Origin of the sequence: Cohnella sp. (genome assembly GCF_041640265.1) — a bacterium.
In the GTDB taxonomy this organism is placed as follows: Bacteria; Bacillota; Bacilli; order Paenibacillales; family Paenibacillaceae; genus Cohnella.
Genome location: NZ_JBEQAP010000018.1, coordinates 14599 through 40339, shown reverse-complemented (window position 1 = coordinate 40339; position 25741 = coordinate 14599). Strand labels below are relative to the sequence as shown.

The 25741-nt window shown below is 47.0% G+C and carries 25 protein-coding genes and 2 pseudogenes; 24 read left to right on the top strand and 3 right to left on the bottom strand.

Translation table 11 applies throughout. The annotated features are described in order from the left end of the window. Positions 1-78: 78 nt before the first annotated feature. Entirely contained in the window at positions 79-825 is a 747-nt protein-coding gene (gene hemQ, locus ACESLK_RS14510; protein WP_373230240.1) for a hydrogen peroxide-dependent heme synthase, read from the bottom strand. Positions 826-1022: 197 nt separating this feature from the next. Here hemQ and ACESLK_RS14505 point away from each other — a divergent pair, with 197 nt between their 5' ends. The 14 genes from ACESLK_RS14505 to ACESLK_RS14440 all read left to right on the top strand — a co-directional run bounded on the left by ACESLK_RS14505 (position 1023) and on the right by ACESLK_RS14440 (position 14899). Then, positions 1023-1322, top strand: coding sequence for a YuiB family protein (locus tag ACESLK_RS14505; protein WP_373230239.1), 300 nt, complete (start codon positions 1023-1025; stop codon positions 1320-1322). A gap of 24 nt (positions 1323-1346) precedes the next feature. Continuing rightward, entirely contained in the window at positions 1347-1760 is a 414-nt protein-coding gene (locus tag ACESLK_RS14500; RefSeq protein WP_373230238.1) for a GtrA family protein, read from the top strand. Positions 1761-1781: 21 nt separating this feature from the next. Further along, entirely contained in the window at positions 1782-1970 is a 189-nt protein-coding gene (locus ACESLK_RS14495) for a histidine kinase (protein WP_373230307.1), read from the top strand. Positions 1971-2074: 104 nt separating this feature from the next. Next, positions 2075-2200: an S-layer homology domain-containing protein gene (locus ACESLK_RS14490; RefSeq protein ID WP_373230237.1), complete on the top strand. Its 126-nt coding sequence runs from the start codon at positions 2075-2077 to the stop codon at positions 2198-2200. Positions 2201-2510: 310 nt separating this feature from the next. Further along, positions 2511-4256, top strand: coding sequence for a GT4 family glycosyltransferase PelF (pelF, locus tag ACESLK_RS14485; RefSeq protein ID WP_373230236.1), 1746 nt, complete (start codon positions 2511-2513; stop codon positions 4254-4256). A gap of 16 nt (positions 4257-4272) precedes the next feature. After that, complete coding sequence (locus tag ACESLK_RS14480) at positions 4273-4683, top strand: hypothetical protein (protein WP_373230235.1); 411 nt, start codon at positions 4273-4275, stop codon at positions 4681-4683. Continuing rightward, complete coding sequence (locus tag ACESLK_RS14475; protein WP_373230234.1) at positions 4680-5852, top strand: hypothetical protein; 1173 nt, start codon at positions 4680-4682, stop codon at positions 5850-5852. Before ACESLK_RS14480 ends, ACESLK_RS14475 begins: the two co-directional genes overlap by 4 nt. Then, positions 5849-7471 (top strand): hypothetical protein, encoded by a 1623-nt coding sequence (locus ACESLK_RS14470; protein WP_373230233.1) that lies wholly within the window; start codon positions 5849-5851, stop codon positions 7469-7471. Before ACESLK_RS14475 ends, ACESLK_RS14470 begins: the two co-directional genes overlap by 4 nt. A 20-nt stretch (positions 7472-7491) precedes the next feature. Next, positions 7492-9486: a hypothetical protein gene (locus ACESLK_RS14465; RefSeq protein WP_373230231.1), complete on the top strand. Its 1995-nt coding sequence runs from the start codon at positions 7492-7494 to the stop codon at positions 9484-9486. Positions 9487-9520: 34 nt separating this feature from the next. After that, positions 9521-10903, top strand: coding sequence for a lipid II flippase MurJ (locus ACESLK_RS14460; protein WP_373230229.1), 1383 nt, complete (start codon positions 9521-9523; stop codon positions 10901-10903). A gap of 57 nt (positions 10904-10960) precedes the next feature. Then, complete coding sequence (locus tag ACESLK_RS14455; RefSeq protein WP_373230228.1) at positions 10961-12823, top strand: HD-GYP domain-containing protein; 1863 nt, start codon at positions 10961-10963, stop codon at positions 12821-12823. Positions 12824-12937: 114 nt separating this feature from the next. Next, complete coding sequence (locus tag ACESLK_RS14450; protein WP_373230226.1) at positions 12938-13645, top strand: glycosyltransferase family 2 protein; 708 nt, start codon at positions 12938-12940, stop codon at positions 13643-13645. A 9-nt stretch (positions 13646-13654) separates the two neighbouring features. Then, the gene (locus tag ACESLK_RS14445; RefSeq protein ID WP_373230224.1) at positions 13655-14017 is read left to right on the top strand and encodes a DUF2304 domain-containing protein; all 363 of its coding nucleotides are present in this window, start codon (positions 13655-13657) and stop codon (positions 14015-14017) included. 21 nt (positions 14018-14038) lie between these two features. Further along, entirely contained in the window at positions 14039-14899 is an 861-nt protein-coding gene (locus ACESLK_RS14440; RefSeq protein WP_373230223.1) for an XrtA system polysaccharide deacetylase, read from the top strand. A gap of 3 nt (positions 14900-14902) precedes the next feature. Here the strand turns inward: ACESLK_RS14440 and ACESLK_RS14435 are convergent, their stop codons facing one another. Beyond that, positions 14903-15673: a glycoside hydrolase family 66 protein gene (locus tag ACESLK_RS14435; RefSeq protein ID WP_373230222.1), complete on the bottom strand. Its 771-nt coding sequence runs from the start codon at positions 15671-15673 to the stop codon at positions 14903-14905. A gap of 102 nt (positions 15674-15775) precedes the next feature. Between ACESLK_RS14435 and ACESLK_RS14430 the strand changes: the two genes are divergently transcribed. The 10 genes and pseudogenes from ACESLK_RS14430 (at position 15776) to ACESLK_RS14385 (ending at position 25384) form a co-directional block, all read left to right on the top strand. Beyond that, positions 15776-16798: a phosphatase PAP2 family protein gene (locus tag ACESLK_RS14430; protein WP_373230221.1), complete on the top strand. Its 1023-nt coding sequence runs from the start codon at positions 15776-15778 to the stop codon at positions 16796-16798. A 67-nt stretch (positions 16799-16865) separates the two neighbouring features. Continuing rightward, positions 16866-17792: an NAD-dependent epimerase/dehydratase family protein gene (locus ACESLK_RS14425; RefSeq protein ID WP_373230220.1), complete on the top strand. Its 927-nt coding sequence runs from the start codon at positions 16866-16868 to the stop codon at positions 17790-17792. 64 nt (positions 17793-17856) lie between these two features. Beyond that, on the top strand, positions 17857-19029 hold the full coding sequence (locus ACESLK_RS14420) for a carboxylate--amine ligase (RefSeq protein ID WP_373230219.1): 1173 nt from the start codon (positions 17857-17859) through the stop codon (positions 19027-19029). 112 nt (positions 19030-19141) lie between these two features. Further along, positions 19142-20626, top strand: coding sequence for a DnaD domain protein (locus ACESLK_RS14415; RefSeq protein ID WP_373230218.1), 1485 nt, complete (start codon positions 19142-19144; stop codon positions 20624-20626). A 13-nt stretch (positions 20627-20639) separates the two neighbouring features. Further along, positions 20640-21590, top strand: a complete 951-nt coding sequence (locus tag ACESLK_RS14410; RefSeq protein WP_373230217.1) for an ATP-binding protein — start codon at positions 20640-20642, stop codon at positions 21588-21590. Positions 21591-21646: 56 nt separating this feature from the next. Next, positions 21647-22084, top strand: a complete 438-nt coding sequence (locus tag ACESLK_RS14405) for a hypothetical protein (protein WP_373230216.1) — start codon at positions 21647-21649, stop codon at positions 22082-22084. A 288-nt stretch (positions 22085-22372) separates the two neighbouring features. Next, positions 22373-23406 (top strand): annotated as a pseudogene (locus ACESLK_RS14400) (sulfate ABC transporter substrate-binding protein). Between the two features lie 33 nt (positions 23407-23439). Continuing rightward, entirely contained in the window at positions 23440-24285 is an 846-nt protein-coding gene (gene cysT / locus ACESLK_RS14395) for a sulfate ABC transporter permease subunit CysT (RefSeq protein WP_373230215.1), read from the top strand. Positions 24286-24290: 5 nt separating this feature from the next. After that, positions 24291-25163, top strand: a pseudogene (cysW, locus tag ACESLK_RS14390) (sulfate ABC transporter permease subunit CysW). Positions 25164-25192: 29 nt separating this feature from the next. Next, positions 25193-25384: a YezD family protein gene (locus ACESLK_RS14385; RefSeq protein WP_373230214.1), complete on the top strand. Its 192-nt coding sequence runs from the start codon at positions 25193-25195 to the stop codon at positions 25382-25384. A 56-nt stretch (positions 25385-25440) separates the two neighbouring features. Here the strand turns inward: ACESLK_RS14385 and ACESLK_RS14380 are convergent, their stop codons facing one another. After that, positions 25441-25587, bottom strand: a complete 147-nt coding sequence (locus ACESLK_RS14380; RefSeq protein ID WP_373230213.1) for a YqzM family protein — start codon at positions 25585-25587, stop codon at positions 25441-25443. Positions 25588-25741: the final 154 nt, after the last annotated feature.

Genomic DNA, 25741 nt, shown 5'->3' with positions numbered 1-25741 from the left:
ACTTTGGCATAAAAAAGTCCGTGCAAGCAAGCGACGTCTAGGTCGAATGCCTTCACGGACTTTATGCATTGGGATGGATTATCCTTGCAATAGTTTACTGAGTGAATCGCTTGTTAAAAGATTACCTACGTAGAATGCTCCGAATTCACCGTAACGTGCGCTTACTTCGTCGAAACGCATCTCGTATACGAGTTTCTTGAATTGAAGAGCATCGTCAGCGAACAGGGTAACTCCCCACTCCCAATCGTCGAAGCCAACTGAGCCGGAGATGACTTGCTTCACCTTGCCTGCGTAACCGCGGCCGATCATCCCATGGCTTCTCATCAAGGTTTTACGATCTTCCATCGGGAGCATATACCAATTGTCCTGAAGGTCGCGTTTCTTGTTCATTGGATAGAAGCAGATATGATTGCTCTTCGGCAAAATCGGCTTCAAACGAGCAACGATTTCCGGCACTTGCAGAGGATCGACGCCTGGAGGGCTCATGTAATTGCTGAGCTCCACGACGCTTACATAGGAATATTCCTTGTGCGTGAAACGGGCAAAGGCAGAGCGATTGAAAGCATTCTCTATCGCATTCAATTCCTCTAGCGTTTCACGCAGATGCATGAAGATCAAGTCTGCTTTCTGTCCAACGATGGAATATAAAGCCAAGCTGCCTTCCTTCCGTTCCTCGACAGCTTGCCAATCTTCGACAAGCTTAAGCAATCCATTCAGTGCGGCATCCTTCTCCGCGGCAGGCGCGGAATTCCAAGCCTGCCAGTCGATACTGCGCAAATCATGCAGTACATACCAGCCTTCTAAAGTTTGAGCAGCTTCGCTCATCATGTCATCTCCTCTTGTCCGCTTTGCTTTTCCTATTGTAGCCCAAATTCGGCTGCATCGGCAAACGATTGATCCATCTTCTACACATAATCGACAGTCGCCGAGGTTTTGTTCACATCCATTTCACATCCTGCTCGTTGACTCGCAGGAAAGCAATCTTGTAAACTATATAGTAGCTTGTATTGGAGGGAAGCACTATGCTCGGTGCAATTATGTTTTCAATTGTCGGCTCGTTGCTTTGTATTGTGTTATTTTTCGGCATCGGGTTTATATTGAACATGCTTATTAAGACAACATGGTTTCCACTATGGTTGTTCCTGATCATCGTCGTACCGCTGGGGATCTGGCACTTATGGCAGCCCGACCTTAGCTTAACGGATAATGTACAGTCTATGCTTGTCTCAGACATTATATTGATTGTAGCGGGTGCATTCGGTGCCTATATGAGCGGTTGGGCGATTCGTGCTCTAAGGCGCGGCGGATATAAAATGTTCTAGATGCGCAAGCGAAGGAGGAGAAACATGCTCCGATTAGCTGAAGGTAAAAGAATGGTGAAGTACGCTCTCGTAGGAGGATTAAACACGGGTGTGGATTTCGCCGTTTTTTGCGTTTTGGTTTATGGTGCGGGTATGGCGTCGATTTGGGCGCAGGTTTTGTCTTATGGAGCGGGCTTGATCAACAGTTATATGTGGAACCGAAGCTGGACGTTTCAGGTAAAAAGGCAACATAAAGCAGGGGAGATCATTCGTTTTCTCGGGGTAAATCTCCTGTCTTTTGCGGCCGCTACTGCAATGCTGCTCGGTTTGGAGCAATGGGGAACGGGCTCTGTGACGGCCAAAGCGGTTTCCGCCGCTCTCTCGCTTGCCGTCAATTATGCTGGATATCGGATTTGGGTTTTTCGAAAGCCGGCTGTGCGTCAAGGGGTGTCGGAATAACAAGGAACCTTTTTTGCCGAACTGGCTGACTACTTGCGAGGAAGCTTCTCTTTCAGCAACATTCAGAAAGAGGTTCCGTTCAGCTGCGAGCTCGCCTTGATTCGATCTTATGTAGAAATTGAACAGGTGCGGTTCGACAACGTACGCGTAGAATACGTAGATTGGTTGCTAGACTTGTCGAAAAGAGGAAGAAGCCTCGGTGAGTGCTAAGAGGCAATCTTCCATAGGCTTGATTTCGAAGGTAGAGAAAAAATGCAGCAAAAAGGCGTAGAAGAAAATGATGATGAGACGATTGATTTCTATACTTATGGTATGTGAAGACTGTGGAATGGTACAGGAGCGCAGTTCAAACCGCCAATGCTTACAAATTGATCAGCGGGTTTGAAGACGGCAACTTCCGCCTTGTGAAATCAGTCCACACATTAATTCATATTTATTAAATCCTGTTGCATAAACTAAATAAAAGTGGGACAATTCAATATAATCCGACAATTTTTATACAAGATGATAAAAAGTACTTGTTTATTTTGATATAACTCCTTATGTACGAAAAAGTATTCTTCAAGTGTTCAGAAGGAAATAGCATAATATCTACATCGAGACAACTAAGGTCTTTTTTTCCTATCCCCCTATCCTTCTGTCCTCCTTTTCTCCTACTTTTAACTGCGACAAAAGAACTATATATTATCGCTGTTTAGCCATTTTCTGATATAATATCAAAGAATCCTTAGTAGAAAGCCGTGATCCCCGATGAGCCAGAAAATGAAGGTTATGCTGACAACTGAGGGAACTTATCCGTTTCATCAAGGCGGGGTGAGCACTTGGTGCGACATCCTGATCAACAAGCTGAAGCCTGTAGATTATGTGGTTTACAGCGTCATTATGAACCCCTTCGTTACACAAAAGTTCACTTTGCCTAAAGGAAGCTCGCTGATCAGTGTTCCCTTGTGGGGAACGGAAGAACCTAGCGAGCATCTTTTGACGCCTTTTCCCCAAATCTATTTAATGAAAAAGCAAACCGGCCCCCAAGAATTAAAGGAGCATTTTTTGCCCTTGTTCCGGGAATTGATATCGGAAATCATCGCCGAGGTGAAAGATCCTAAACGCTTCGGGGAAATCCTGCTTGCTCTATATTACTATTTTCAAACCTATGAATATAAGGCGAGCTTCAAATCTGAAGTGGTCTGGGAAACCTATAAGGAGATGATCTTGACCGCAGCAGCCGATCAAGATTCCGGACTTAGCCAACCGGATATTTATGGATTGGTGCAAAGCCTTGGATGGTTGTATCGATTTTTCAACATCGTAAACACTCCCATTCCGAAAGTGGACGTGGCCCACTCTTCCGCTGCGGCCTTCTGCGGAATTCCTTGCGTGCTGGCCAAGCTAACGAATAACACTCCATTTCTATTAACCGAGCACGGTATTTATTTGAGGGAGCAGTATCTTTCCTTATCTAATAGGGGTTATTCTTCTTTCTTGAGCAAGTTTCTGATCCGGATGGTCCATTCCATAACGGGTTTGAACTATTATTACGCGGATCAGGTGTCCCCCGTATGTCAGTATAACATGCGATGGGAGAGGCAAATGCATGTAGCGAAAAAGCGGATAGAGGTTATTTACAACGGAATTGATCAACAAGTTTATACTGAAGCTCCTGCTCGAGAGTCTAAACCACCTGTAGTCGTCATGGTTGCCCGGATCGATCCGATCAAGGATATTAAAACGTTCATGAAAGCGGCCCGGTTGGTCCTGCAACAAGAGCCTGAAACTCGTTTCGTTGTCTACGGATCGGTCAGTGTTCCTGCTTACTACGAAGAATGCAAGGCGCTGAAAGAGGAATTGCAGCTTGGCGACGCTTTTCTATTTGCCGGGCACGCGACCCAAATCACTGCAGCCTATCATAGCGGCGATATCACCGTCTTAACGAGCATTTCCGAAGCTTTTCCTTACTCCGTCGTTGAAGCAATGATGACAGGCAAGCCGGTAATAGCTACAGACGTTGGCGGAATTAAGGAGGCTCTCGGGGAAACCGGTATTTTGGTGGAGCCGAGAAATCCGGACGCGATAGCCGAAGGGGTTATCAAGCTCATTCGGAATCCGGAGCTGCGGATGGAGATGGGGCAGGACGGAAGGGAAAGAGCGCTTAGCTATTTCACGCTGGACCGAGTGCTGGAGCTTCATTTGAAAAGCTACATCAAGCTGGCGACCCGGGCGATCGACCGCAAACCCCAAACGGTATCGGTACCTGAGGAGGCGCAGCAAAAGCTGGCCATAGACAAAGCGCTTGCCTTGGCAGCCAGCGGTTACAGGAATGAGGCGATCGGGCAGCTTCGATTCGCTTTGAAAATCAAGCCGGACGCTCCAACTGTACCGTACATCCTGACGGAAATCGCGAAACTTTACAATCAAATGGGACAGTATGATAAAGCAATGACAGAGCTGGCTAGGTGCGAATATTATTTGGAAGCTGTGTCGACGAAGCTGATTTCATAGCAAGGAGGACGACCGCATGAAAAAATTGAAGAAGGCGTTTAGGGGTTATTCCCCAGTTGCGGTACGTCAAATTCTGAGTGAACTTCAGGAAAATCATCGGATTCGAATGGAAGAACTTCTGGAACAAGCTAAGTTAATGGAGGCGGAGCAGGGAAGAATGGCCGCCGAACTAGAACAGCTTATGCTAGACGAGAAAAAACAGCCTGCCGTATTATCGGATCAAATAGCGGCTAAGCGTCTTTTGGAAGCTCATCTTGAACAAACGGACACCGTCTTGCAGGCTCTGCAGGAACTTAAAAAGTTGGACGATCAACTGCATGCTGAAGAGGGGAACAAACAATCGGAAAGAGATCAGATGCTCGAGCATGTTGAACGCAGGTTAAAAGAGACCTTGCAGCAAATGGCCGAAGGGAGGGGAATGTCGTGAGTTCGGGTAAAAGAAAAATCGCGAAGAGCTGGTTTGGCTTCCAAGTAAGAGAGACCGAAGCCTATATCCGAAAGCTAGAATCGATGCAGCGGTTCGAGGCAGAAGAAGTGGAAGCCAAATTAAGAGCACAGCGATACCAGAACGAGCAGTTGAAAGCCAAACTCGATGAGATGAAGCAGAAAACGCTAACGTCCCCCCTCTCGTTAGAGAAAACCTCGTTGCTGCTCGAAAGGTTGGAACGTTCCGTCGAAGCGATCGAGCGGCAGGGGGAAGCTGAGGCGGAAAGCTTGCGCCGTTTGCAGGAGCGAAAGCTGGAGCGCCATGCCCGGCGAATGTCGGAATGGGACAAGCAATTCGATGATTATCGCAAAGCGCTCGATTTTTTAATGGAGGAAGCGTCGTCCTTGATCCTCAAGGTGAGGGACAAGCAAGAGCCGGAAGCGGCAGACCAACTAGAACTCGAAGCAGCAGAAGCGATGCAAGTTCGTCCGGAACGGAAAGCCAATGAAGACGGGCGGGAACGGGAAGAGTTTCTTGATGAAGTGAAAGAAGCAGGCAAGGAACTTGAAATGAACTCCAGAGCTAAGATCCTTCAATTTAAGTTTCGTTCGATATTGAATGAAGCGGCAGCCGCGGAAGAAGAGGTCGGTATCACCCATTCTCCCATGACGGCTGACGGAATGACGATGAAGGAACAATCAGATTTAAAGGATCCGACCGCGAAGCCAGTTACAAAGAAAATTTCTGAGAAGACCTCTTCGTCGTTTTGGGGAGATTTGGAGCCTTACTTAGAGGAAAATGAGCTTTACGTGCCCAAGGATGAGCTTGAGGAATTTGTTGCGCCCCTGCCTTCTGTCGAATTTTCGGAGGTTAAGACCAGTGTGACTGAAGAGGAAAGAGCGGCATTACTGGGAATGGGGGAATCCGAACAAAGCACGAATATTTCCCAGGAAAGCCCTGGTCTATCAGATGAAATTCACTCGATTCAAAATCGGTATATTGTCGGGAAAGCCGCTGGAGACAATCTTTACGCTGCTGACGGTCGACTGATCATCGCCAAGGGGCAGAGAATTACGAACGAAGTCGTTCAAGCAGCTGAGCGGGAAGGCAAGCTGCCGGATCTGATCGTTCATATGGTTATTCCTGGATTTGGAGCCGACGAATCATGATTGCCACAAATACGGGGCATCGACCGATTTCATCTTCTAGGGATCGGTCGAAGAGATTCCAGGATTTGGTGGAAGAAATTCTGAAACGCAGCATGGTCCCAGAGGACCGTCTGGAGGTTGCGGCGCTTCTTGAATCTATGGGCTGGAACGACATAAGGGCTGCCGAAACCTTTGAGGTCGAAGATGTTTTCGAGCTCGCGTCGGAAATATGGGAGCGGATTAGCCAGAAAGTCATTACCACTGCATTTACCGCGAATGTCAAAACAAGTGCAGCCAAATTGACTATGGAAATGGTTAAAAGCTTTTTACGCGGATTGATTTTCGCTTTACCTATGGCCATATCCGTTGTTTCCATGCTGACGCTAAAATTTTCGTTATGGTCCTACGAGAATCTTTCCGTGGAACTTGCGACTTGTATCGCAATAGGAACGATTCTTAGTTTCGTTGTGGTCGGCGGTTACACTCAGGCCATAGCTCGCAGAGGCTTTTTCTATATTTTTCAAGGCTATTACAATATGGCCCGGAAAGTGACATTTTCATTTATCCGATACGGGTATATATCCTGTTTGGCGGTTTCTGGCTTACTCTATTTATTCAACTTGGTATTCAATATTTTTCCCATTGACATGTTCGGTTATATCGTTCTTTACTTCTTCTTTTTGAATTCGATATGGCTTTCCGTTACAGTCATGTACATTCTACGAAAGGAGTTGGCGTTTACCGGGCTCATCATTGCGGGGATCGGCGTAGTTTATGTCTTGTTCGAAGTCATCCATATGGACATCATCTTTGCCCAGCTGATCGCCATTTTGTTTGTCTCCATTCTCGGCATGGGTCTCGTTCTATACTATTTCAAAGCTGCCGAGAAAAAAGAGGAGAAGGGAATCTCTCCGAAAATGCCACGATTCTCAATCACGGTGTACTCTGTTATGCCTTATTTTACTTACGGGTTCCTTTATTTTTCCTTTTTGTATGTGGATCGGATTATGGCTTGGTCCGCAAACGACAAAGGATACATGCCCTATTTCATCTGGTTTCGCGGCGAGTACGAGCTGGGATTAGACTTTGCCTTGCTCGCCCTCATGATCCCGCTTGGAGTCTGCGAGGTCATAGTCAACAAATTGATGATGGATGTCGAGGCAAGCTATAAACGTTTTTGGGGATTCGAGGCGGACAAAATGAATGCCCAGTTCGTGCGGATCTATCACCGCCTTCTACTCGTTATTTCTGGGATTTCGCTAGCAAGCGCCTTTTTCATTTACATGTTGATTAGTATATTGAACCGAGAATACATGGGCATTGCCGGAAAAACCTTGATTGCCACTGCGAAGACAGAGTACGTATTCATCTGCGGATTGGCGGCTTATGTCGTTCTGGCTGTCTCCTTGATGAATGCAGTCATTCTGTTTTCCCTCTCCCAAGCCAAGCGGGTGAACCGGGCCATTATACCGGCATTTGCAATCAACTTTATCATAGGGTTTCTGCTCAGCCGCTGGTTGGATTTCACTGATGCCGTCTTAGGTCTTATAGTTGGCTGTATCGTGTTTTTGATTCTTTCGATACAGGCAGTACGACAGGTGTTCCGCAAGCTTGACTACTACTTGTACGAGATTTCCTAAGGGGGAAGGAGGAACAATCATTGGCGGATTACTCTTCTCCTTCCCATCAACTATACTCCCTTATACATTTCGGTTTTTCTTTCTTACTTCTGATGGTTTGGCTGCCTCGGTTTTTCATCCCTTCCTCCGGGGACGATCGTCTAGAAGACCGGTTCGGCAGATTTTCAATTGCGGTATGCATATATATCGTCATGGGATATCTACTGGTCCTGCTGAAATTGTATGAAGTGATTTCCGTTAGCATCGTAATCATGCTTTTGTGTACAAGAACCTTTTGGCGCAAAGGATCCGCTAAGAAGAGAGATGAGGCGTCTGTCATCTATGGCGTTTGGTTTTATGAGCTAACCGAGATCGGGTTCCATCTGAAAAACCGGTGGAAGCAGTGGCGTGGCAAATTGACGATGATCCACAAGGAAATCCGTCTGAAAAACGCCGCACGGGCGGATTTATTATTGCTTGTCGTACTGGGTACCGTGATCGCCATTTCAGTTTTCGTCCGATTTTACGACGCTGTCCGCCATGCGCCCCCCGCCTTATCTGACGGCGTGGTCACCTTGGCCTGGATGAAATATATCAGTCAGAGAGAATTGTATCATGACGGGATCTATCCGCAAGGCTTTCATATCACCCTATCGCTGCTCAGCAAGTTTGCCGCGACTGATGAGCTGTACACTTTACGGTATACTGGACCGCTGAACGGAGTATTGACCGTCATCAGCTACTATTTCTGCCTTTCGCGTATGACCGGAAACAAGGCGGCTGGCATTATCGCCGCGGCGCTGTTCGGCTTCGGCGGTCCGATATTATTTGGAGGTGACTGGGACCGGCAGGCGGCTACTAATTCCCAGGAATTCGCGATGGTATTCTTGTTCCCATCCTTGTATTTTATTTTGCGATATCTCCAAGAAAACGATCGGCGGTTCCTTTGGAACGGCATGGCTGCCTGTGCTGTGGCTGGTTTTACGCATTCTCTGATTTTCGCATACGTCGGTGTGGGAATCGGCGTCGCTCTAATCGCGGTAATACTATCGAATTCTCCACGGCCATGGAAGCGGATACTGATAGTAAGTTTTATTTCATTGGGTGCCGTCGTAATTACATACGCCCCCATTCAAATCGGAATGTGGGCGGGAGTTAAATTGCACGGGTCCTCTGCAAACTTCCTAACTGAAACAATTGCCGTTTCCATCCCCATACTCGGTATACGCGACTTTGTCGGTTTGGGATCCATCGCATTCATTTCGCTGTTTGCCTTGATCGGATGGAGGAACCGGCAGCGCAGGACATTGGACTTGTTTGCGATCGGCATGGGTGTCGCCACATTTGTATTATATTACTGGGCACCTTACGCCACGCAAAGCGAGTTGCTTTCCTCCCGTTCCAGTACACTTTGGATCCTGTATATCTGTTTCGGAACTGGATTTGCTTGGTGGTCGTTCTGGCGTTACCTTCCGCAATGGAAGCGGGTTCAGCCATTGCAGATCGGGCTCTCCGGGGCATTGGCTCTAGGATTGGCGTTTTATGTTCATGTTCAACCGATTATTCCGTACAAGATGCAGTGGGAAAGCGAAGCGAGAGCCTACCTCAAGATCGCGAGTGTTCATCAGAAAAGAACCTGGACCATTTTCGGAAACGACCAGAATTACGCGTTGGCCTTCGGCAACGGATATTTTCAGCCTCTAAGTACACTGATCACACAGTACGATCCCACCGGTACTCCCATCACGAGAGTCGGCCAAGATGAGTATGATCCGGATGTAACGCCTTGGATGTACGTTTTTCAACAAAAAAATGTTTATAAAGTGAATAAGTCCAATTCGGTCTACGATGTTATGCAGAAACGGTACGCCGATAATGAAAGGGACAACCGCCTGCTTCTCGATTGGATCGCAGAATACGAGCCGATCCACGGGCGTCCGCCTGTCGTATACGAAGACGAAAACCTGCGCGTGTACCTGATTGAACGTCCGGACGCGAAAGACAAGCGTATTCGAAGAATGTGGGGGACATCATGAATCGCGCGGCATCATCCATACAGGAGGAGGCATGGTGCTGACCCTTATGAAACGGATTTCGGCTCTATTTCCTGATAACTGGACGGTAATTGCCGGTGTGGCCTTCGTCAATCTGCTGCTTGCAGTCATAGCTTTCTTGAAAGACGTAATCTTTGCCGGGTATTTCGGTACGACGGCCATGGCCGATGCCGTCAATATGGCCTTCTTGCTTCCCGATACCATTGGAGGAAACTTGATCGGATATGTTCTGGGGATCGCCGCGGTACCGCATTTGTCTCGCATTTGGGCGGTTGGCCAAAGCCGCCAATTCATGCAGGCGGTTGCGGGATTGGCCGTACAGTGTTCCCTGCTGCTAGCGCTGTTCGGACTTTTCCTCTATTTGTTCGAACAGCAGATATTAGGGTGGTTCGGGTATCCGGATGGTGCTGGAACCGTCAGGCAGTTGGAGCAGATGTTCCGGTTGCTGCTGCCGTGCCTGGTATTTATGCCTTTGTTCGCGATCGGTGCAGCGGCCCTTCAAACGTTAGGTTCTTTTTACGCTCCGGCATTTGGTCCCGTGATATTCAATGTGTTTTTGTTGCTGGGATTGGTCGTTTCGTGGGCGAGTTTCGCCAGTTTTGAGCTAGGCGGATGGATATTTTCCTGCTCATTTTTCTTCGGTTCCGGAATTTCGGCTTTCTATGTTTGGCGCCGCTTGATCATAGAAGTAAGAAATAAAGGGAGTTTACCGGTCGGGAAGAGGTTAAGTATCGCGGATAGTCTATCGTCCTTCAAAGTTTTGAGCCCTATTTATCGGGATTTTGGTCCTTTGTTTCTTGTTATCCTAGCTACCCAGTGCCTGTACATGGTAGAGAGAGTATTGGCTTCTAGGTTGGAAACGGGTACTCTTGCCGCGTTGAGTTACGCGTACCGGATCGCTCAATTTCCAAACTGGGTTTTCATAGCAGCCCTTACGTCCGTCATTTTGCCCGCGATATCCCGTGCCGCCGATCGCTCGTCGGCAATCGAAGGGGTTTATCGGGCATTGCGGGTAACCTTAGGTGTCATGGTTCCCGTCGCAGTTTTCCTTTGTTTGGCAAGAAAACCTATCATCACCCTGTTACTAGGTAGAGGAGCGTTCGGTCCGGAATCGATCAGCATAACTTGCGATTTGCTTGCGGGCTATTCGCTTGCCGTTATTGGACAGGCCGTTTCAACGGTATGTTTGCGATATTTTCTGGCAAACGGTCGAATGAAGAAAGTGGTCGGAATCTTTTCGGCCTCCATATTGCTCTCGATCGTTTTCGATGTATGTGCGATAGATAGGATCGGTCCTGCTGCACTGGGATACGGCGCACTGCTCGGGTGGAGCGTAAATGCGATCTGGATGATCGGATTGCTGATTAAAGAATCGGCAACCCGTAAAGTCGATGCATGAACCTAGACGTATGCCTTCGATCGGGCCGTCCAAGTGCTAACTGAGAGGGGTGGAATCATGCCGCCGATGTTAAACGAATGGATCTCACTAGGTGTTCCCTATACCATCCCTATTCTAACTGCCTTATTTCTACTGATGGCATTGCTGTTACTGGGAATGAGGGCGAAATCAAAAAAAAGGTCGAAAAGGTTATCTTATACCCAGCAGATAATCCAGGCGATCCAGCCGGATGCTGGGCTGGAGAATAACTTAAACCTGATATTGGAGATAATCGGCTCCATTGTCGAAGCTCAAGGCTATGCTTTTTATGTCCGCGACTCAAAAACTGGACTTTTCTTGCTCAAATCGGTTCGTCATCTTCGGGAAGATTTGGGCAAGGTAGCTCCGTCTTACAGCGGCTTAGCACCATACGAGAAAGAGAAATACTTGCCCCCTCTGAGCTTGGCAGCCGACTCGGCCAATAAGGAAGCCGGCTTTATAAAAGAAGGCGAGATTCCGCTGTGCCACATCCCTTTGAGTAAAGGTCAAGGCTTAATCCGACTGGGTCCGACTTCCGGTTTTTCGAAAAAAAAATTCGAATTATTGATGTATGTTACCGATCTACTCCCCAACTTTCTAGATGTGTTAATTGAAGCCGAGCTGCTTCGTATGAAGGCCGACGTAGTAGAGACGTCCAGTATGGCTTTGCAACAAATCAGTTCGATGAGTTTGGACTCGGAAACAGTCATTCAGAAAATGTTCGGCATGGTTTCAAGCGCAATGGGAATGTCGGGAGGCAGCCTGTTTATCTCAGAAGCCGGTACGATCTCAATATCCTCGTTTTTTGGTTGGTCTGCGGAAACGAAGCGACGGTTAAGAGAGCCATCTACGGTATCCCTTCTAATCCAATTGATCGGCGCGAAAGAGCTAGTTCACTGGGATCCGGACACGCCAGTATTAGATCAAACCATTTCGCTGATCGGTAATCGCGGCGATGTTCTGATTATAGCTGGCCGGCTCCCGTATCCAGGGAAAAAAGCGTGGTTTGTTTGCGGTTTCCCTCAATCTGCGTTAAAAGATCTAACACGCGAGCAGTTGAAGACAAGTTTCCAGATGATGATCACCGAATTAGCGAAACTTGTCAATCTTCAAAATACAATGAAGACTTTCGGACAAACTTACTCGGAATTTTTGAAAAGACTTTCGAGCACCATCGACGATCTGAATCCGTATACCGTCGGCTACTCCGAAATGATGAGCCGATATTCCGTTATTATCGCTAAAGAAATGGGACTGCCGTTAATGCAAATCCGCAGTATCGGGCTAGCTGCCCATCTGAGTAATATCGGGGTGCTCGGTCTTTCGGAAGATCTGTATTTGAAAGAAGGCAAGTTCACCGAAGTCGAATTCGAAAAAATGAAGCTTCATGCTGAGGTAGGTGCTTCGATCATCGAGATGACGATCGGGGACATGGATGTAGCTAAGAATATCCGGCATCACCATGAACGGATGGACGGTAACGGATACCCGCACGGCCTTCGGGGAGAAGAGATTCCGATAGGCGCCAGAATTATTTCCGTGGTTCAAACGTTTTTGGCTAAGATTAACGGCCGTAAATATCGCGATCCTCTTTCGTTCGACAAGGCTATCCAATTACTTGAATCTCTTGCGGGAGTGCAACTGGATGTGAATGTCGTGCAGGCTTTCGTACGCTGGTTCGAGAAAAAACGCCATGCCGCTTCGGTCAAAAGCCGTTCGCTCGGACCGTGTTGGGAAATGTGCTGTACGCCTGTCGAAGTATGCCGAACATGCCCGGCGTTTCAGAACAACCGGCAAAATTGTTGGGAAATGCAAACCAATAACTGTCAATCGCACGGGAAATCCTGCGAAACTTGTTTTGTTTACACCGAGATAAAATCAAGAAGCGCGACCGGTACATAAAGGGAATCTAGCATTCACAAAAGTAGGTCTTTTGTCTAGCATTCTCACTTTTCCCTGTCGAAGCATGGTATAATTTGACTAGATTTTATGATCAGCTTGAAGGGAGGGATAGGGGTGTCCGTCAAAATGCTGGCGATCGTTCCAGCTTTCAATGAGGAAGAGAGCATCGAGGCAGTCATTCGAAATATATGGGCAGTGAAAGAGTACCAGATTGACGTATTGGTCGTCAACGATTGCTCCGGCGACAACACCTCCCAAAAATGCAAGGACCTTGGCATCAAATACATCGATCTGCCCTGCAACCTAGGAATTGGCGGAGCCATGCAAACAGGGTACAAATACGCTAGCAAAAATGGGTATGACATCGCTTTGCAAATCGACGGAGACGGTCAGCATAATCCACAATATATTGGGCAATTGATTCAGCCATTGGCTGAAGGGAAGGCCGATATGGTCATCGGCTCCCGGTATATCGATAAAAAAGGATATCAATCCACGTTTATGCGAAGAATGGGCATCAATTATTTCAGCTTTCTGATCCGTCTTCTGACGGGTGAAACGGTGAAAGACCCCACCTCCGGGTTCCGGGCCTGCAACAAGAAGGTCATCCATATGTTCGCGCATAGGTACCCTCAGGATTATCCCGAACCGGAAGCGATTGTATACCTGAAAAGGAGAGAATTCAAATTAACAGAAGTCTCGATCGAAATGTCGCAGAGAACCGGAGGCAAATCATCTATCAACCCGGTAAAGTCGATATATTTTATGATCAAAGTATCAATGGCCATCGTAATCGATAGATTCAGACGACAAATCGTATAGAGGGATAATATGCTGGCTTTCAAACTTCAAGCTATCATGATCGGCGGTTCCGTATTCGCCTGCATCATATTGCTTCGTCTTATTACAAAATACAAGCTGGAAATCAAATACTCGTTACTCTGGTTTCTTTTGAATATTATTTTGATTGTCATTTCGATCTTTCCCGACACACTGAATTTTATTTCCGACCAAATGGGATTTAAAGATTCGGTTAATGCCCTGTTTTCGTTCGGTATCTTGATTTTGATCCTGATCGTTTTTTCCCTCACGGTTGCTTTGTCTCGGATGTCCAATCGGATTCGAAACCTGTCTCAAGAAATCGGGTTGTTGAAACGAGAACTGAACGATCAAAACCATTCCGAGAAATCATAAACTTCAGGAGGATCAGGATCATTGAAAAACATTTTAACGATCGATCTGGAAGAATGGTACCACGCGAATTACTCCGAAGGTCTTTTTGACAACAGCCAGCAATATGAGACTCGGGTCGTCCGGAATACCGAGATCCTAATCGACCTTTTTGATGCTTACAATGTAAAGGCGACTTTCTTCACCTTGGGAGTCATCGCCGAGCAATTTCCGGAATTGATTCGTACCTTACACGCGCGGGGACACGAAATAGCGACGCATGGCTATGGTCATCAACTCGTGTATAAACAAGATAAGCGGGAATTCGAAGAAGACCTGCTTAAATCGATATCATATATAGAAAAAGCAATCGGGGACAAGCCCATTGGATACCGGGCGCCTTCCTGGTCCGTCAATGAGGATACATGTTGGGTTTATCCCATACTGAAGAAAAACGGAATCCTGTACGATTCCAGCATTTTTCCGGTCAAAACCTTTCTGTACGGGTTTCCCGGGGCTCCCCGATTCCCGTTCTCCATCGAATTCGGCCAAGACGAGATCCTGGAGTTTCCCATGTCGACCATAAAGATCGGAAATCAGGGCATTCCGTTTTCGGGCGGATTTTATTTCAGGTTTTTACCGTACCCACTGATCAAAATGGGCTTCCGGCAAATAAATCGCAGCGGAAACCCGAGTATGTTTTATTTGCATCCTAGAGAAATCGACACGGAACAGCCCCGTCTGGACAATTTGAATAGGCGTGACCGATTCATTCACTATTTTGGTCTCGCGGGGAGTCAAGCAAAATTGGAGAAGCTGCTTGCAGACTTTGACTTTACGACGGTGAAAGATTATTTTTTCGGCAACGAGAGGTTGGTTGCTCTTCCGAAAAAGTATATCGGCTAGCAATCATGGAAAGTCGAGATAGCTCGGATCAATAGCCCGATGCAGAAATCCTTGCTCATGCGCACTTTTTCGATTGTCTTCGGAAGCCGTGGGGGATACGGCCAGAAGGGCAAGCCCTCTCTCTGCGTTCAACTTTTGCAGTTGTTTGATTTGATGCTTTGTTATGGAAAAGGTACTCCATTCCGACCGCCAGTCTTCCCATAGATAGCCGTCCAACAAATCGCAGCACGCGTTCAGTTGGGAGAATCCCCGGTTCTGGATACGCTTCGTTTGAGGATACCTCGAAGCAGCCACGGCAAGGAACGCTCGGTATGCTTCGGACATCTGCTCTTTCGCGTAATCGGGCACATATTCTTCGATATCCCCGACGGTGTCCAAAAATATGCCGTCGATCGGCCATTGGCGATGCATGTCCTCCAACTCGTCGAACAAGAGCCGCCGATAAGAGGGGGAACGGAGATCCATCAGAAAAGTATCCCATTTTTCAAACCGGACACGCTGCCCTCCCTTCAAAAAGTAATCGCGGTTTTCCAAACGGTTGATCTTGTCTTCGTCCCACGAAGGAGACTCCATCACCGGCAAATAGCCGAATATTTTCGTGCCGCCTTCACGTAAACGGTGTAAATCGTCAGGATGCCATTGCCGAAGTTCCACAATAACCAGAGGTTCACCGAGAAGACGATTGCGTGCCTCGGGCGTTCCCAAGCCATAATAAACGTAGAAACGATCCGTCTCTAGTCTTCCGCCGGGATTGGCTTTCTTCTTCCCAAACATTTAATGTGCCCCCAGTCGTTACCGATCATTACAACTAGCTATACGAAATCAGCTATTTTCTATGATACAACAATTTGACGTCCCAAGGAGTTATAGATGCATATGATTTGGAAGTCCTTCATGAAAGTCATCGCACGACTTGAAGTTCACGAAATCCTCAGTCTTCTTATGCTGGGCATCTTGACTTTGCTTTACGAACTAGGTTTGAAGGATGAGAATCTTGGGGACGAAATCATACGCGTGGCCGTATCAGCCGGACCGATCACCACAACCATTGCGTTATTGATGGTCCTGTTCTTTGTCGTACTCATATTCGTCCCTCATGGTCGCATCGCGGAACACGCCAAGTTGCTGGCAAGGGTGATGGCGTCATTTCTGGTCATGCTGTTCTCCTTCGAGGCGGTTACTCATTTTATTACGGCTAAGGGTTTACCCATAAAGGACGCAGCTTTGCAAGATTGGGATAGCTTCTTGTTCGGAGGCAAGCAACCAGCCGAGTGGTTGGAACCGATCAACAACCATCCTTTGACTCTTTTTTTGAGTGTCATCTATCTTGCCTGGTTTGCTTTTACCTACGGCACGATCTTCTTGATGTGGTGGAGCGGCCGCCGAGCACTGCTGGAATATACGGCTGCGGCCCTTATGACCTTTTACATAGGTTATTTGATATACATACTCATTCCGGCGTTCGGTCCCATTTTTACCTATACTTATTCTACTTCAATGACAGGACTAACGGCCATGATGATGGACAGGAATATATTTACACCGGTGGCGGACGCTTTCCCCAGCTTGCACACCGGAATTTCCGTCATTATGTTTATCTTGGTACGGAAGTATAGCAAAAGATGGTTTTTGCTTTATTCCCCCGTTGTAGTTCTAGTTATCATCTCGACAATATATCTGCGTATCCACTATGTCATCGACGTGATTGCAGGGGTAGCACTTGCTCTGGCAACAGCCTGGCTATGCCGAAAGCTGATCGTACGATGGGAGAAACTGCAGGAATCCATTCAATACTCTGGTAGTGTAGCAAACAGGGGTTCAATCCTCCCTAACACACACAATGTATTGGTGATGAAGAATAGTCAAATCGCGAATGGCGATCAATCGACAAATATATAACCGATACATGGATAACCATTATTCAGATGTGATGGAAATTTGGATGAAATGAGAGGTGGACCATGTCATGAAAAAGATTATCGTAACCGGAGGAGCGGGATTTATCGGGTCTCATCTGGTTGACCATTTGGTCTCACTTGGTCATCGTGTCTTGGTCGTTGACAATCTCAGCACAGGGAAGAGGGAGCAAATTCATCCCGAAGCTGAATTCATTCGGATGGATGTTTTGGAACAAGGACTTTCGGATGTGTTTCTTCAGTTTCGGCCTGAGGCGGTATATCATCTGGCGGCGCAAGTTTCTGTGTTCCGATCCATCGAACAACCTCTTATGGATGCGCAAATCAACATCATGGGCACCCTTGCGGTACTGAACGCTTGCAAAGCTGCGGTTGTCCGTAAATTTATATATGCGTCTTCCGCAGCCGTGTACGGCTATCCGGAAGAGAAGAAAATTCAAGAAAAGCATGTTGTAAAGCCTCTGTCTTTTTACGGTATTTCTAAGCATACTCCCGAGCATTATACAGCCTTGTATCGCGATTTATTCGGTTTGGACTATACCGTCTTGCGATATGCCAATGTATACGGGGGACGTCAGGATGCCCAGGGAGAAGGGGGCGTAGTGTCTATTTTCGCTTCCAAGCTGTTATTGGGAGAACAGCCCATCATATATGGAACAGGGGAACAAACTCGCGATTTCATTTATGTTCGAGACATCGTCGCCGCCAATATCGCCGCACTGGAGAAAGGCGGTGGTCTGACCATGAACATCAGTAGCAACTCATCCGTTTCGATTAACGGCCTGTTGCGGGAAATGTGCTCTATGTGCGAAATAGCGTTTTCTCCCCGATACGATCCCGCTCGATCTGGGGATATTCAGAACAGCGTGTTGGATAACAGGATGGCCCTCCAAGAACTGAAGTGGTCTCCGGTATATTCGCTTCGCGACGGATTGAAAGAAACCCTGCAGTCTTATCAATCTGTGATTTGTGGGTGAAATAAGAGCTATATTGATCTCTGAGAAAGCAATAACAAATTCGGATGAGTAAATGAGGTGTCGAATGAGCACGGTCCTATTTACCAACGGTTTATTTAGTAAAACTCTTGCCGCTGTTAGATCACTTGGTTCAAGAGGGATAAGGACTATTACTTCCGATAAAACCATTTGGCACACAAGTGGATTCTCCAAATACGCCTCTAAAAATGTTACTTATCCGAATCCGAAAAAATCTCCTGGAAATTTTTTGGATTGGTTAGTAACAACGATCCGTAAGGAACGTTGCGATGTTTTATTTCCTATGGATGACGATACGTTGGAAATTGTGGTCGCGAATCGGAAAGAATTAGATCGATTAGTTAGAATTGTTGCTCCTGCTTCTAGTTGTTATAATATTGCGGCGGATAAAGGCAATACGATTCGGTTGGCAATGGAGAGAGGCATTCCTTGCCCTAAAACGGTTGAAATATCTGGGCAGGCAAATCATTCGGAAGATGATTTCCTAGAAGCCATTCAAATAATGGAATATCCTTTGGTTATTAAACCAAGGCGCAGTTCTGGCTCGCGCGGAATACGGATTGTTCACAACAGGAATGAGTTCATAAAGACCTTGCGAGAAATTCAAGAAGTTTATCCTAACCCCATCATTCAAGAGTGGATACCTCCTGGAATAAAGTGTGATGTGTGTTTATGTTACGATTCCAAACATAAATTAGTAGCTTCTTTTGTCCAGAAAGAGATACGTAATTTCCCGATTACTAGAGGACCAAGCACGGTTCACGAAAGTATTTGGTATCCAGAGTTAATTAAACATTCTACCGATTTGATGAAGGGTATTCCGTGGTGCGGTGTCGTGGATGTTGAATATATGATTGATCCTCGTAGCGGAGTTCCGAAGTTAATGGAAATTAACCCTCGATTTTGGAGTTCACTTCATTTGTCTATACGCAGCGGGGTAGATTTCCCATGGATTATGTATCAATTGGCCATGGAACAAAAAGTCGAACCAATTTCAGATTACATTGTAGGAAAACGGGGACGAGCGTTACTTCCTGGCGATGTTCTTCATTTTCTAAGCAACCCTAAGAGGTTTCAGATGAACCCTCCTATTTGGACAACGAAACTGCCAGATGACATGGTATCACTCCATGATCCACTGCCAACGGTGGGGTTCTTGTTATCAGCTCTTCGATATAGTGTAGATATAAATACGTGGAAATTCTTAATTAAGCGATAATTGTAAGGCACAATTTTGTCGTTGCAATTGGTTTTGGAAAGGAGCGTAGCATCGAAGTTTTTTATGTTACAATAAAGAGATCATATAACGGAAAAGAGTTGTCGATTCCGCCATGCGCGTATCGAATATAATGGAATTCACGGAAAACCACCGTTATTTTACAAGTCGTGACTTTGCCCTGAGCGGATTAGATCGCAAGTTATTTATATCCCTCTATCAGCCTATGACAGGGGCGATCTCTGCTGCCTTCTATCATCTGCTCTATCATCAAGTTGCAGAAGATCGTACGGGATTTAGTTCCCTTGAAACTCAGCGAATGTTATTTTTGGGCCTCGGCTTGGAATTAAACGCTGCCGGACGCCAAACCGCCGTCGAAGCTGCCTCTAAGCTGGAAGCGGTCGGGCTGCTGCAGGTGTATCGCAATCATAATCCGGTTACTGAGGAATCCGTATATGAATATGTGCTCCAGCGTCCGCTAAGCTCAGCGGAGTTTTTCTCGAGCTTTCATCTAACCTTACTTCTGAGAGACAAAATCGGCAAGAGTGCTCTTATTGAGCTGCGTGAGAGCTTAACTTCTAAACAGCCTGCGGAGCTCGCTCGTTTCGTCAATCGTGAGGAAGCGACGATGCCCTTCTATGAGCTTTTTAATATTGGTGCGGGTGCAATGGATCCCGAGCTTGAGATGGGTTGGGTGGAAAGCGCGCCCGCTAATGAGCGCCCGGCTGCGGTTCAGTCACAGGAGCGGATTCGTCATAGCGAAATGATGCTTAGATTCCCGCGCGGATCTGCCAATCGAGTCTTTGTGGAACGGTTAAACAGGTCTCCGGAAATCATGGGGCAGCTGAATTATTTGGCTTATAAGTTTAATCTGGAGATTCCGGAGATTTGTCGGCTGTTGGATGAGGATGGGATCTTTCATAGTGATGGAACTTTGTTATGGGACGAGCTTCAGAATCGAGCTAATCTAATCTATCGACAGGATCGCAAGCGAGATGAGGAAAGAGAAAGATTCCTTGCTCGCGGTGAGGATAAGAAAGTCGACGTAACGACTGAAGTTGCCCTAAGCGCTATACAACTGGACATACCCGAGCGGTTCCAAATGGATGTTACCGTTATGCGATATAATGAAATGCTGCAACGGGAGCCGTATACCCGAATGCTGGAACGTTATTTTCCAGGGGCGGTCCCGGATGACTTTGTACGTATATTTGAACGCATCGACTTGAATTATAAGCTTCCTGAGCCGGTAATAAATATTCTTATTCATTACGTGCTAGGAATGAGCCGTGCCCAGCGGTTGACGAAGTCGTTCATAGATTCTATTGCCTCTAACATGTTAGCTAAGGGAATAGATACGCTGGATAAAGCGATTATGTACATTCGAGAGCAAGAAAAGCTGAATGTTGCGTTAGAACGCAAGCGTCGCGGCGAAGAGACTTCCCGTGACAGCGGCATTACGTTCGGAGGCCAGAGTCGGGGGACGCGGCGCAAGCCTGCGATGTCTGTTGTAAAGGATGATGGTCCTGTGAAAGAAGCGACTCCGGAAGAACTTGAGAAAATGCTAGAGCTAGCTAGAAAGCTTCAGGGTGATAACTAGAGGGGGATTGGGAATGGAATCTATAGGAGAAGCGTTACGCCGCATGCCTCCGATTGGCGGAGCAGGGAATGCGGAACAGATCGCGAATCAAGTGTTGAATGACCCTCTTGTTATCAAGCTGCGTTCCCGCTACCCTGAACTGGATGAGCCCGTACTAAAGCTTAATATGAACCGTTTATACCAAATGACCAAGGAATATCGGGCATGTAAGGCATGCCCTGGATTAGCGCTGTGCCCGAATGATATGCAAGGCCATGCTACAGGTATTAATTGCGTGAAATTGAACGGTCGCTGGCAGCTGAATGATTATAAAACCGCCTGCTCGAAGTGGACGGCAAATGAACAACAGCAGCAAATCCGCCGAAAAATTACTAGCTTCTACGTAGACGAGACTGTATTCGGGGAACAATACGACGAATCAGAGATGATTAAACTGGATGCCGGCCGAGCGATAGCGGTTAATCAGCTGCAGAATTACGTTCATACGACTAAAAGTCAAGGCTTGCAAAAACAAGGCTTGTATCTCAAGGGTGACTTCGGAACGGGAAAAACCTATATGGCAGGCTATTTGCTTCAGAGACTTGCGAAGGAAGGTTTCTCAGGGGTTATCGTGTACATGCCGGAGTTCGTAGAGGATGCCAAAGCGCTTATGTTCGAGCCGCAGAAGCTGAAAGAAACGATTACCCTTATGAAAGACGCAGATCTGCTCGTATTCGACGATATTGGAGCCGAGAATTTGACCCCTTGGGTAAGGGATCATGTGCTGGGAGCCATTCTTAATCATCGGATGAACCGAAAGCCCACCTTCTACACGTCAAACCACGATCTGGATGATTTAGAGAAGCATTTCAGCTTTACCCATAAGGAAGGCGAAGAGATGCATAAGGGCCAGCGGTTAATGGATCGTGTTCGTCCTTTCGTCGATGTCGTGCACGTCCGCGGAAGGAATCACCGGGGTTCATAAACGTTGATTAGGAGTGCCTGAGTCTAAAGATCCGGGCCATTTGGGGTTATTCAAGAGTGCTTTACGTAGAAAGCGCGGATACCGCCGACCCTGATTTTGTAACAAGCACCTATAACCCCGCGATCCCGTTTACGGAACCAGGAAGGTATACAATCAGAGCCCGCGCAACGGCAGGTAAAATAACCAAGGAACTATATTATGGGTTTGATGTGATCAATATAACGGGCGGGAATGTCGAGGCCGGAGGAGAAAGTTCCTTTAACCAGTTTATCAACTTCACTTCTTCAGGCAGTACTAATCCATACGATACGAATAAAGATAACGTAATTTCATGGGATGAGATTAAGGAAGTTACAGGTGATCCAACCTTTAACGACTTCTTTACCCGATTAAATAATGACCTCACAGGCGGATCGTATCATTACACCTTTGGCGGTAAACACCTATACTACATCTTCCAGCACGCAACCAACGGGAACCAACAATACCGCTAATTATATTAGTTATAATGGCTCATCGGCTTGGAATCCAGCCCCGGGGGAATAGAAACCGGGCATATGGATTTGTTAAATGCTCATGCAATTGCGCATGGGCTTTTTCGATTTGTCTATATTCTTTTATCAGTTTTTTGATAGAACTTATTGACAGCAGGCTAGGCTCGCTGTTACCATGACTTCAATACCAACTAATCTGGTAGGAATAATGTATTTTGATTACGACCGGCCCACCGGAGTAAGAAAGCATAAATCCTCCAGATAACAACTAATAGGAGTGCTATGACAATGAAAACATTTCAATCATTCAGGTGGGCCATTATTACGACGGTTATTTTCTCTTTGTTAACAGCTTGCGGATCCAAAAACAATGAATCGGCTGCGTCTTCCCCAATCGAACTATTAAACGTGTCTTATGATCCAACTCGTGAATTATATGAGGAATTCAATGCTAGCTTCGCTGAGTATTGGAAGAAGGAAACCGGCGGTACGATCACGATCAAGCAATCCCATGGCGGCTCAGGCAAACAAGCACGCGCTGTTATTGACGGACTAGAGGCTGATATCGTAACGCTAGCTCTGGCTGGCGATATCGATGCAATCGCAGAGGTAGGTAACATTAAGAAGGATTGGCAAGCCGCTTTTGAGCAGAACAGCACTCCTTATACTTCGACTATTGTATTCCTAGTTCGTAAAGGCAACCCAAAAGGAATTAAGGACTGGAATGATCTGATTAACGAGGGGACACAGGTCATTACTCCGAATCCGAAGACATCCGGCGGTGCTCGTTGGAATTACCTGGCGGCATGGGGATATGCAATTAAAACACTCGGATATGACGAAGCTAGAGCCCAAGATTTCCTTAGGAAATTGTTCAAAAACGTACCTGTCCTAGATACAGGTGCCCGCGGCTCCACGACGACGTTCGTAGAGAAAGGAATCGGCGATGTTCTGCTTGCTTGGGAGAACGAAGCTTACCTAGCTCTTAAAGAATACGGAGCGGATTACGAGATCGTAACGCCATCCTTGAGCATATTGGCAGAACCGCCAGTCGCGATCGTTGATAAGACGGTCGACAAGAAAGGAACACGGGAAGCAGCGAAAGCCTACTTAGAGTATTTGTACACGGAGCAAGGGCAAGAAATTGCCGCGAAGAACTTCTACCGTCCGCGCTTGCAAGCTGTTGCAGATAAATATAAGGATCAATTCCAGCAGTTAACGCTGCTTACAATCGATAACGATTCGGTGGTTGGAAGGAAGCACAGAGCAAACATTTTGCCGATGGCGGGACATTCGACCAAATTTACACACCGGGATCCTAACCAAAGGGCCGGATAGAGGGGCTTGAAAGGTTCATGACATCTCATCGCAAGAAAGACCGGGTTCTACCCGGATTATCCATAACTTTGGGATTTTCGGTCTTGTACTTGAGCTTGATCGTTCTCATTCCGCTAGCCGCCTTGGCCATCAAGTCGGCTGGCCTCTCACCCTCCGAGTGGTGGGCTACCGTAACGGATGCAAGGGTTGTGGCCTCTTATAAGCTTAGCCTGCTGACTTCCTTTTTCGCGGCTCTTGTTAATGTATTGTTCGGTCTATTACTAGCTTGGGTACTGGTCAGATATCGTTTTCCAGGTAAAAAAATCGTCGATGGACTGGTTGATTTGCCTTTCGCGTTACCGACGGCAGTGGCGGATATTGCATTGACAACGATCTACGCACCCAAAGGCTGGATTGGCTCATGGCTGGAGCCGCTCGGGATAAAAGTCGCATACACTCCGATTGGAATTACGTTGGCGCTTATCTTTATCGGACTCCCCTTCGTCGTTCGTACGGTGCAGCCGATATTGCATGACATGGAATCAGATATGGAGGAAGCGGCCGTGCTGCTCGGCTCCTATCGTGGCAGAACGTTCTTCAAGATCATTCTGCCGGAGCTGATTCCTCCACTGTTGACCGGCTTTGCGCTCGCGTTCGCCCGAGGAATCGGGGAATATGGTTCGGTCGTATTCATCTCTGGTAATATGCCGATGAAGACTGAGATCACTCCGCTGCTCATCATCACGAAGCTTGAGCAATACGAGTATAGTCAGGCTGCGGCGATCGCTGTCGTACTGCTGCTGATGTCATTCGTTCTATTATTGGTGATCAACGTCTTGCAGAGGTGGACTAATCGCCGTCTACGCACTGTTAAGGGGGGTTAACGAGTATGGCAGGAATCGTAACTAACCCTCGTACGGGTAGAAAACAATCTGTTCAGCCGCATTTAACGGAATCCCCTGCGATACGATGGACGCTGATCTTAATAGCACTGCTTTTTATCGGACTTATCGTTATTCTTCCTCTCGTATCCGTCATTGCAGAGTCCTTCCGGAAGGGGTGGGAAGCTTATGTGTCTGCTCTTACAGATCCGGATGCCATGTCTGCGCTTCGATTAACCTTATTGACAGCAGCGATAGCGGTTCCGCTTAATACGATATTCGGCGTGGCTGCTGCATGAGCTATAACAAAGTTTAGTTTCCGCGGCAAAAACCTGTTGATCACGCTCATAGATCTACCGTTCGCAGTCTCTCCTGTTGTCAGCGGACTGGTCTATGTACTGCTGTTCGGCGCTCAAGGCTTCTTAGGCCCGTGGTTGGATTCACATGATATCGATATTATTTTTGCGACGCCCGGTATCGTACTGGCTACGATGTTCGTTACCTTCCCCTTCGTGGCCAGGGAATTGATACCGCTGATGGAAGCGCAAGGGATTCAGGACGAAGAAGCAGCTGTTAGCTTGGGCGCACGAGGTTGGCGAGTATTCTTCAAAGTAACGTTGCCCAACATCAAGTGGGGGCTGCTCTACGGCATGATTCTCTGTAATGCCCGGGCTATGGGGGAATTCGGAGCAGTCTCCGTCGTATCCGGCCATATTCGAGGAGAGACGAACACGCTGCCGCTTCATATTGAAATCGTCTATAACGAATATCAATTCAGCGCTGCGTTCGCCGTTGCCTCGTTGTTGATGTTATTGGCAATCATGACGCTTGTAGCCAAGTCGATATTGGAAAGCCGCATGAGCAAGGAACACGAAACTTAAGGAGATAAGTGATCCGGGAGGGAAAACAGATGGCGAAGCCATTAGAAGTAGATGACCGTTGGTTGAGGCGTATTGCTGAGCAGGTTAACGGACTCGAGTACGGCGAGGTTAATATCCTCGTTCACGACGGCAGAATTGTGCAGATAGAGCGTAAGGAACGCAAGCGGTACGATGATGCTTCCATTCGTATTGTGAAACAGGAACATAAAAAGACCAAATAAAAACGAGGCTGTCCATAAACTGGGACAGCCTCATTTCATCCATATACGGCGATAAATTAGCCAATAATAATTTTAATGACTACCGCTGCAGTAAACACAACGAACATGAAGCCAAACATGGCTCCAAAGCCGATTGCGGTATCCATAAAATCATCGCGCGGCTCTTCGTTTATGTGCTGGCGGGGATCTCTTACGTTTTCCATGGGACGCCTCCTGACACATTCGATAACTATAGTATACCCAACATCGCTTTTTGTTGTAAAGCACTCAATAGGTGACAAGTTTGCGACAACCATAGAAAGGGGAAGGTCATTGCTCCCGCCGCTGTGATACAATAGGAGGAACGGGTGTTCTGTC

What these genes read in the sequence shown, in the direction of transcription:
- ACESLK_RS14410 (WP_373230217.1), top strand. Translation starts at nt 20,640, where the DNA reads ATGGAATCTATAGGAGAAGCGTTACGCCGCATGCCTCCGATTGGCGGA.
- ACESLK_RS14420 (WP_373230219.1), top strand. Translation starts at nt 17,857, where the DNA reads ATGAGCACGGTCCTATTTACCAACGGTTTATTTAGTAAAACTCTTGCC.
- pelF (WP_373230236.1), top strand. Translation starts at nt 2,511, where the DNA reads ATGAGCCAGAAAATGAAGGTTATGCTGACAACTGAGGGAACTTATCCG.
- ACESLK_RS14445 (WP_373230224.1), top strand. Translation starts at nt 13,655, where the DNA reads ATGCTGGCTTTCAAACTTCAAGCTATCATGATCGGCGGTTCCGTATTC.
- ACESLK_RS14380 (WP_373230213.1), bottom strand. Translation starts at nt 25,587, where the DNA reads ATGGAAAACGTAAGAGATCCCCGCCAGCACATAAACGAAGAGCCGCGC.
- ACESLK_RS14500 (WP_373230238.1), top strand. Translation starts at nt 1,347, where the DNA reads ATGCTCCGATTAGCTGAAGGTAAAAGAATGGTGAAGTACGCTCTCGTA.
- ACESLK_RS14435 (WP_373230222.1), bottom strand. Translation starts at nt 15,673, where the DNA reads ATGTTTGGGAAGAAGAAAGCCAATCCCGGCGGAAGACTAGAGACGGAT.
- hemQ (WP_373230240.1), bottom strand. Translation starts at nt 825, where the DNA reads ATGAGCGAAGCTGCTCAAACTTTAGAAGGCTGGTATGTACTGCATGAT.
- ACESLK_RS14455 (WP_373230228.1), top strand. Translation starts at nt 10,961, where the DNA reads ATGCCGCCGATGTTAAACGAATGGATCTCACTAGGTGTTCCCTATACC.
- ACESLK_RS14480 (WP_373230235.1), top strand. Translation starts at nt 4,273, where the DNA reads ATGAAAAAATTGAAGAAGGCGTTTAGGGGTTATTCCCCAGTTGCGGTA.
- ACESLK_RS14430 (WP_373230221.1), top strand. Translation starts at nt 15,776, where the DNA reads ATGATTTGGAAGTCCTTCATGAAAGTCATCGCACGACTTGAAGTTCAC.
- ACESLK_RS14385 (WP_373230214.1), top strand. Translation starts at nt 25,193, where the DNA reads ATGGCGAAGCCATTAGAAGTAGATGACCGTTGGTTGAGGCGTATTGCT.
- ACESLK_RS14470 (WP_373230233.1), top strand. Translation starts at nt 5,849, where the DNA reads ATGATTGCCACAAATACGGGGCATCGACCGATTTCATCTTCTAGGGAT.
- ACESLK_RS14425 (WP_373230220.1), top strand. Translation starts at nt 16,866, where the DNA reads ATGAAAAAGATTATCGTAACCGGAGGAGCGGGATTTATCGGGTCTCAT.
- ACESLK_RS14505 (WP_373230239.1), top strand. Translation starts at nt 1,023, where the DNA reads ATGCTCGGTGCAATTATGTTTTCAATTGTCGGCTCGTTGCTTTGTATT.
- ACESLK_RS14415 (WP_373230218.1), top strand. Translation starts at nt 19,142, where the DNA reads ATGCGCGTATCGAATATAATGGAATTCACGGAAAACCACCGTTATTTT.
- cysT (WP_373230215.1), top strand. Translation starts at nt 23,440, where the DNA reads ATGACATCTCATCGCAAGAAAGACCGGGTTCTACCCGGATTATCCATA.